At 70.5% G+C, this 7122-nt stretch carries 8 protein-coding genes; 1 reads left to right on the top strand and 7 read right to left on the bottom strand.

Going from position 1 to position 7122, the window contains the following annotated elements; all coding sequences use genetic code 11:
• Positions 1–137: 137 nt before the first annotated feature.
• The 7 genes from ACWGI8_RS35805 to ACWGI8_RS35835 all read right to left on the bottom strand — a co-directional run bounded on the left by ACWGI8_RS35805 (position 138) and on the right by ACWGI8_RS35835 (position 5213).
• Positions 138–536: an ACT domain-containing protein gene (locus ACWGI8_RS35805; protein WP_453667470.1), complete on the bottom strand. Its 399-nt coding sequence runs from the start codon at positions 534–536 to the stop codon at positions 138–140.
• 160 nt (positions 537–696) lie between these two features.
• Positions 697–939: a DUF397 domain-containing protein gene (locus tag ACWGI8_RS35810; protein ID WP_453667472.1), complete on the bottom strand. Its 243-nt coding sequence runs from the start codon at positions 937–939 to the stop codon at positions 697–699.
• A 106-nt stretch (positions 940–1045) separates the two neighbouring features.
• Entirely contained in the window at positions 1046–2212 is a 1167-nt protein-coding gene (locus ACWGI8_RS35815) for a thiolase domain-containing protein (protein WP_453667474.1), read from the bottom strand.
• Positions 2209–2358, bottom strand: coding sequence for a hypothetical protein (locus ACWGI8_RS35820; RefSeq protein ID WP_453667476.1), 150 nt, complete (start codon positions 2356–2358; stop codon positions 2209–2211). The genes ACWGI8_RS35815 and ACWGI8_RS35820 overlap by 4 nt, the downstream gene beginning before the upstream one ends.
• Positions 2355–3401, bottom strand: coding sequence for a thiolase domain-containing protein (locus ACWGI8_RS35825; RefSeq protein ID WP_453667477.1), 1047 nt, complete (start codon positions 3399–3401; stop codon positions 2355–2357). The genes ACWGI8_RS35820 and ACWGI8_RS35825 overlap by 4 nt, the downstream gene beginning before the upstream one ends.
• 2 nt (positions 3402–3403) lie before the next feature.
• The gene (locus ACWGI8_RS35830; RefSeq protein WP_453667479.1) at positions 3404–4366 is read right to left on the bottom strand and encodes a Zn-ribbon domain-containing OB-fold protein; all 963 of its coding nucleotides are present in this window, start codon (positions 4364–4366) and stop codon (positions 3404–3406) included.
• Between the two features lie 46 nt (positions 4367–4412).
• Positions 4413–5213: a crotonase/enoyl-CoA hydratase family protein gene (locus ACWGI8_RS35835; RefSeq protein WP_453667481.1), complete on the bottom strand. Its 801-nt coding sequence runs from the start codon at positions 5211–5213 to the stop codon at positions 4413–4415.
• A gap of 182 nt (positions 5214–5395) precedes the next feature.
• Between ACWGI8_RS35835 and ACWGI8_RS35840 the strand changes: the two genes are divergently transcribed.
• Complete coding sequence (locus ACWGI8_RS35840) at positions 5396–7042, top strand: acyl-CoA synthetase (protein WP_453667483.1); 1647 nt, start codon at positions 5396–5398, stop codon at positions 7040–7042.
• The last annotated feature ends 80 nt before the right edge of the window (positions 7043–7122 follow it).

Consider the following 7122-nt stretch of genomic DNA (forward strand, 5'->3'; position numbering starts at 1 on the left):
GTCCGGGCCCGCGGGAGTGGCGGCGCTGCGGCGGCGGAGGAAGGACATGCCGCCATGGTACGTGCCCGGGCGTCCCGTCGGCCGACCGGGCGCCGTCCCGCGGCACGGCCCGGCAGCGGCGTCTGCCGGGGCGCCCGTCAGGCGGATCGCGTGGCCAGATCGCGCAGGAGAGTGACGGCCTCGTCGGCGCGGTCGTAGGGCACGAACAGGTGGTCGTGATGGAAGCCCGCGACAACGTTGCAGCTCAGACTCGCGTCGGCGAGCGCGCGGGCGACGGCGGCGGTCAGCCCGACGGCTTCCAGCGCGGAGTGCACGCACAGGGTGATCCAGCCGGCGACGTACGCGTAGGCCAGCCCGGCGGCGTCGGCCTCCTCCTGGCGTACGACGAGGGTGAGGCCCTCGTCCTCGGCGACGGTGACGACGGGCGTGAGGCCCGGCGGAACGGGGCCGCCGACGGTGGCGAAGACATAGCGGCCCGGGTTCAGTTGGGGCCGCATTCCGGTCAGCAGCCGGCGCAGATCACGCTCTCCACTCATGATCAACACCCTAGGTCACCCACCACCTCCTTGCATCCATCGCAGAGTCAGGAAAGAAGTCTTCCAAACCAAGACGAATCGCCGATTTCGATCTACGATCCCCAAATCGCATGAGTGGGCGTCCGAGATCCGGACGCACCACTCGCGCGCCGCGTCGGGGTCAGGTGAGGTCGAACTCTCCCTCGCGGGCGTTGAGGACGAAGGCACGCCATTCGCCCGGAGTGAAGATCAGTGACGGGCTCTCGGGGCGGGCGCCGTTCCGCATCGCGATGAAGCCCTCGACGAAGGCGATCTGGACGTCGCCCGCTCCTTGACTGCCCGACTGCCAGTTGGCCTGGCTCAGATCGAGGTCCGGCTTGTCCCACCCCGAAAGCGGCTGCTGTGTGGTGATGGTCTCGGCCACGTCCGTACTCCTCCCGGTTCGTCGTCCGGGCTCAGACTAGCGATCGTCGCCGGTCGCGGACAGGCCGCGGCGGGAGGACCGCGGCCGGCCCGGGCGGCGCCGGCGGTCAGTTCGAGGGCGGCTCCGAGCCGACCAGCCACATGGCGAAGAACTGGGATCCGCCCCCGTAGGCGTGGCCGAGCGCCTTGCGGGCGCCGTCCACCTGATGCTCACCCGCCTGCCCCCGCACCTGCAGGGCCGCCTCGGCGAACCGGATCATTCCGGAGGCACCGATGGGGTTGGTGGAGAGCACCCCGCCGGACGGGTTCACGGGCAGATCGCCGTCCAGTTCCGTGACGCCGGACTCGGTGAGCTTCCAGCCCTCGCCCTCCGCCGCGAAGCCGAGGTTCTCCAGCCACATCGGCTCGTACCAGGAGAACGGGACGTACATCTCGACGGCGTCGATCTCCCGGCGCGGATCGGCGATCCCGGCCTGCCGGTAGACGTCGGCCGCGCAGTCCTTGCCCGCCTGCGGGGACACGAAGTCCTTCCCGGCGAAGAGGGTGGGCTCGCTGCGCATCGCGCCGCCGTGCACCCAGGCCGGGGGGCGCGGTGAGCGGGCCGCGCCCGCCCGGTCGGTGAGGATCATCGCGCAGGCGCCGTCGGACGACGGGCAGGTCTCCGAATAGCGGATCGGGTCCCACAGCATCGGCGAGGACTGCACCCTCTCCAGGGTGATGCCGTGCTCGTGCAGATGGGCGTACGGATTCTTCAGGGCGTTGCGCCGGTCCTTGTACGCGACGAGGGAGCCGACCGTGTCGGGTGCACCGGTGCGGCGCATGTACGCCCGTACGTGCGGGGCGAAGAAGCCGCCGGCGCCCGCGAGGAGGGGCTGCTGGAACGGAATGGGCAGCGACAGACCCCACATGGCGTTCGACTCGGACTGTTTTTCGAAGGCGACAGTGAGGACGGTGCGGTGGACGCGGGCCGCGACCAGGTTCGAGGCGACGAGGGCGGTGGAGCCGCCGACCGAGCCCGCGGTGTGGACGCGGAGCATGGGTTTACCGACGGCGCCGAGCGCGTCGGCGAGGTACAGCTCCGGCATCATCACGCCCTCGAAGAAGTCCGGGGCCTTGCCGATGACGACCGAGTCGATGTCCGCCCAGGTCAGCCGGGCGTCGTCCAGGGCGCGCCGGGCCGCCTCGCGGACGAGTCCGGCGATGGAGACGTCGTGGCGGGCCGCGACGTGCTTGGTCTGGCCGATGCCGACGACGGCCACGGGCTCCTTGCTCACCGTTCCTCCTTCTTCTCCCCCAGAGCTGACGCCTGGGTGGTGCCCCCATCTCCGGCCGCGCAGCGCAGAGGTGCGGGCATCGAGCTCGACTGCGGCCCGGCGGCCGCCCCGCCGCGGTAGCGGCTGATGTCGATGTCGTCGCTCACGGCAACTCCCCCTCCAGTACGGCGACCAGATTCTGTTGCAGGCACGGACCGGACGTGGCGTGGGCGAGGGCCCGGTCGGACGCGCCGCGGTGGATGCCGGCGGCGGCCTCGCCGATGCGGATGAGGCCCGCGGCCATGACCGGGTTGGCGGCGAGTGCTCCGCCGGACGGGTTGATCCTCACCCCGTCGTCGAGGTCGAGGGCCCTGCGGAGCACGACCTCCTGGGAGGTGAACGGGGCATGCAGTTCGGCGGTGTCGACCGGTCGTTCGAAGGCCCCGGCGCGCTCGGCCGCGAGCCGGGTGGAAGGCGAGTCGGTGAGGTCGCGTACGCCGAGGCTGTGCGGTTCGATGCGGTGGTCCATACCGCGGATCCAGGCGGGCCGTTCGCACAGTTCCCGGGCCCGGTCCCCGGCCGCGAGGATCACCGCGGCCGCGCCGTCGCCGATGGGCGGGCAATCTCCGGTGCGCAGCGGCTGTACGACGTAGTCCCCTTGGTCCCGCAGTCCGCGCAGCTGGGCATGCGGGTTGGCGGCGGCCGCGGTGCGACTGCGGGCGGCGATACCGGCGAGTTCCCGTTCGCTCGTGTCCTGCGCGTCGATGAGCGCCTGCGCCTGGAGCGCGGCGAGGGCGACCGCATCGGGCCAGAGCGGGGCGACGTAGTAGGGGTCGAGCTGACGGGTCAGCACATCGCGTACGGAGCCGGGTGAGGACTTCCCGTACGCGTAGACCAGCGCGGTGTCGGCCTCTCCGGTGAGGAGCTTCACCCAGGCCTCGTAGAGCGCCCAGGCGCCGTCCATCTCGACATGGGACTCGGAGATCGGCGGCCAGGCTCCGACACCGTCCAGGGCCATCGTGAAGGAGAAGGCGCGTCCGGCGAGGTAGTCGGACGATCCGGAGCAGGTGAAGCCGATGTCGCCGGTGCGCAGTCCGGTCCGGTCGAGGACCTCGTGCAGGACCGGCATCAGCATCTCGACCTCGGAGAGCTCTTCGCTGCTGCGCCGGTGGTCGGTCTGGGAGAAGGCGACGATCGCGACGTCTCGCATGGCTACAGCAGCTCCTTGTAGGTTTCGTACTCCGCGTCGGGTTCGCCGGTCGGCCGGTAGTGGTCGGGGTAGCGGCCTCCTTCGGTCCACACGGGTTCGACCCGCAGCCCCATGCGCACCTGGTCGTACGGGATCCCGCCGATGCGGCCGTGCAGGGCGAGGTCCGCGCCGTCGAGGGCGATGTGCGCATAGACGTAGGGCACGTCGATGTCCAGATTCCTCGCCTTGATGTTGACGATGCAGTACGTGGTGACCGTGCCGCGCGGGCCGACCTCGACCTGCTCGGAGGTGGCGACGCCGCAGGTGGGGCAGGCGCCACGGGGCGGGACGTACACCTTGCGGCAGGACGGGCACCGTTCGCCGGTGGTGCGCTGCCCGGCGAGGGCGTTGATGTAGCGGGTCTGGGCGCGGCCGGGGCTGTAGGTGTAGTCGAGCCGGGCGGGCGCGACGATGCCGGTGACGGGGTTCTCGAACTCCCCGCTGTGGCTCTGTGCCGGGGCGGGCTCCTCGCCGTCCTCGTACGGTTCGAAGCAGGCGATGTCGGTGATGGCTCCGGTGCGCTCGGCGGCCCAGCGGACACGGACGCGCATGCCGGTGCGTACGGCGTCGGGGCCGGGTGCGTCGAGGGCGTGGAGCAGCGCGGTGCCTGCCCCGTCGAGTGTCACCAGGACCCACGCGAAGGGGGTTTCGAGGGGCTGGCCGCTGCGCGGCTGCGGGTTCCAGGCCCAGGTGGTGACGGTGCCGGTGGCGGCGACCTCGACGAGGTCGCGTATCTCTTCGGCGGTCTCCGGGTCGTACTCGACGGGTGGGACGAGCACGCGGCCGTCGGAGGTCCTCACACCGAGGACGGTGCGTTCGCGCAGGCCGGTGAGGAAGGCGGACTGGACGGGACTGAGGGAGCGGGTGAAGGGGAACTCGACGACCAGCGGTGCGCGCAGCACCTCCGGTGCGGGGGCGGCTGACATGGGTCTCCGTTTCTGTGCCGGGGGCGGTTGCGCGTCAGGCGCCGGATCATGCGCGGCGGAAGACCGGAGGGCGTTTCTCGGCGAACGCCCGGGAGCCCTCCTTCGCGTCGGCGGTGTCGAAGACGGGCCAGCCGCGTTTCAGTTCTGCCGCGAGCCCTTCGGTCTCCGTCATCTCGGCGGTCTCGTACACCGACGCCTTCACGGCCTCCACCGCCAGCGGGCCGCAGTCGTTGATCTGTCCGGCGATGGCGAGGGCCTTCTCCAGGGCGGTGCCGTCGGGGACGACGTGACCGACGAGCCCGATGCGTTCTGCTTCGGCGGCGGTGTAGGGGCGGCCGGTGAGGAGCATTTCGAGCGCGTGGGTGCGCGGAATCTGGCGCTGGAGCCGTACGGTCGAGCCGCCGATCGGGAAGAGGCCGCGCTTCACCTCGAAGAGCCCGAAGGTGGCGCTCTCGCCCGCGACACGGATGTCGGTGCCCTGGAGGATCTCCGTGCCGCCGGCCACACAGTGGCCCTCGACGGCGGCGATGACCGGTTTGCGGGGGCGATGGTGGCGCAGCATCGCCTTCCAGTGCAGATCGGGGTCGGCGCTGAGCCGGTCCCGGTACTGCTGTCCGTCCATCCCCTTGCCCGCCAGGGCCTTGAGGTCCATCCCGGCACAGAACGAGCCGCCCGCCCCGGTGAGGACGATGGAGCGGATGTCGTCGTCCTCGTCGGCCTCCAGCCAGCCGTCGTGAAGCCCGACCAGCATCGGCAGCGACAGTGCGTTCTTCGCCTCGGGCCTGTTCAGGGTGAGCACCAGTGTGGCGCCCTCGCGCTGCACGGTGAGGTGTTCCGTACCCGCCATGACCGTCCTCCCGTCTCAAGACCTAGAACAGGTTGCAGGAGCCCGGGGTCCAGTTCAATAGTTTTCTGACAGTCAGTCAGAAATCTTCTGCGGCACCCCTTCCCACTTGCGTGCGGCGGCGCTCTAATGACCGCTCCGAGGCAGTAGTCAGCGCCGAGTGCGGGCCGGGGTCAGGAGGAATGGTGGAGTACAACCTTGCCGACCTGTTCGAGTCGGTCGCGGACGTGGTCCCGGACCGCGAGGCGCTCGTCCATATCGACCATCCCGGTACGGGGGCGGAGCGCCGGCTCACCTACGCGGAGCTCGACGCCGCCGCGAACCGCATCGCACACCACCTCGCCGGCGCCGGTCTGAAGCCCGGCGACCACCTCGGGCTGCACCTCTACAACGGCATCGAGTATCTGCAGACCGCCCTCGGTTGCCTGAAGGCACGCCTCGTCCCGGTCAATGTGAACTACCGGTACGTGGAGGAGGAGTTGGTCTACCTCTACCGCGACGCGGATCTCGCCGCCCTGGTCTTCGACGCCGAGTTCACGGAACGGGTCGCGGCCGCCCTGCCGCGGACGGAGAAGCTCCGGCATCTCGTACGGGTGGGGACCCCTCCCGAGAACGCCCCCGCGCTCGACTGCACGGCATTCACGGACGCCGAGGCGGCCGGTTCGCCGAAGCGCGGCTTCGGTCCGCGCTCGGCAGACGACCAGTTCATCATCTACACCGGCGGCACCACCGGTATGCCCAAGGGGGTGATGTGGAGGCAGGAGGATCTCTTCTTCGCCGGGCTCGGCGGCGGCGCGCCCACCGGGGAGCCGGTGAAACGGCCGGAGGAGCTCGCCGAGCGGGTGGCGGCGGGCGGCGACGGCATCACGTTCTTCCCCACTCCCCCGCTGATGCACGGGACGTCGACGCTCACGGCGTTCATCGGCTTCAACTTCGGGCAGCGGGTCGTACTGCACCGCAAGTACGTGCCCGAAGAGGTGCTGCGCACGATCGAGCGGGAGCGGGTGACGTCCGTGTCGCTGGTCGGCGACGCGATGCTGAGGCCGCTGATCGACGCGCTGAACGGGTCGCTGAAGGGCACGGACCTCTCCGCGCTGTTCAGTGTGTCCTCGTCGGGCGCGATCATGTCCGAGACGGTGCGCGAGCAGTTCAAGGCACTGGCGCCGAACGTGATGCTGCTGAACAACTTCGGCTCCTCGGAGTCCGGCTTCAACGGCACGGCGACGGACGACTCGGGCCAGGACAAGGGCTTCAGGCTGCGCGTCAACGCCCGTACGCAGGTCGTCGACCCGGCCACGTACGAACCCGTGGCCGTCGGTGAGCCGGGCCGTATCGCTCAGCGCGGCCATGTGCCGCTCGGCTACTACAACGACCCGGACAAGACCGCCGAGACCTTCTTCCAGAAGGGCGAGGAGCGGTGGGTGCTCCTCGGCGACATGGCGACGGTCGACGAAGGGGGCGTCGTCACCGTCCTCGGCCGCGGCTCGCAGTGCATCAACACGGGCGGCGAGAAGGTCTATCCGGAGGAGGTCGAGCAGGCACTCAAGGCCCATCCGGACGTGTACGACGCGCTGGTCGCGGGGGTGCCCGATGCGACCTGGGGCAACCATGTGGCGGCGGTCGTGCAGTTGCGGGCAGGCGCAAGTCCGCTGGATCTGGACTCCGTGCAGGCGCACTGCCGTACCCGGCTGGCCGGGTACAAGATCCCCCGGCAGCTGGTGATCACACCGGCGATCCAGCGCTCGCCGAGCGGGAAGGCGGACTACCGCTGGGCGCGGGCGGTGGCGACAGCGGAGGCGGAAGGCGAGGGTCAGGCCGTCCTGGGCCGGTGACCTGACGTACCGAAGTACCGAAGTACCGAAGTACCGGCGTACCGAGTCGCGACGTGCCGGCGCGCATGCGGTGTGCCGGA

It is taken from the genome of Streptomyces sp. NPDC054841, from assembly GCF_053611045.1.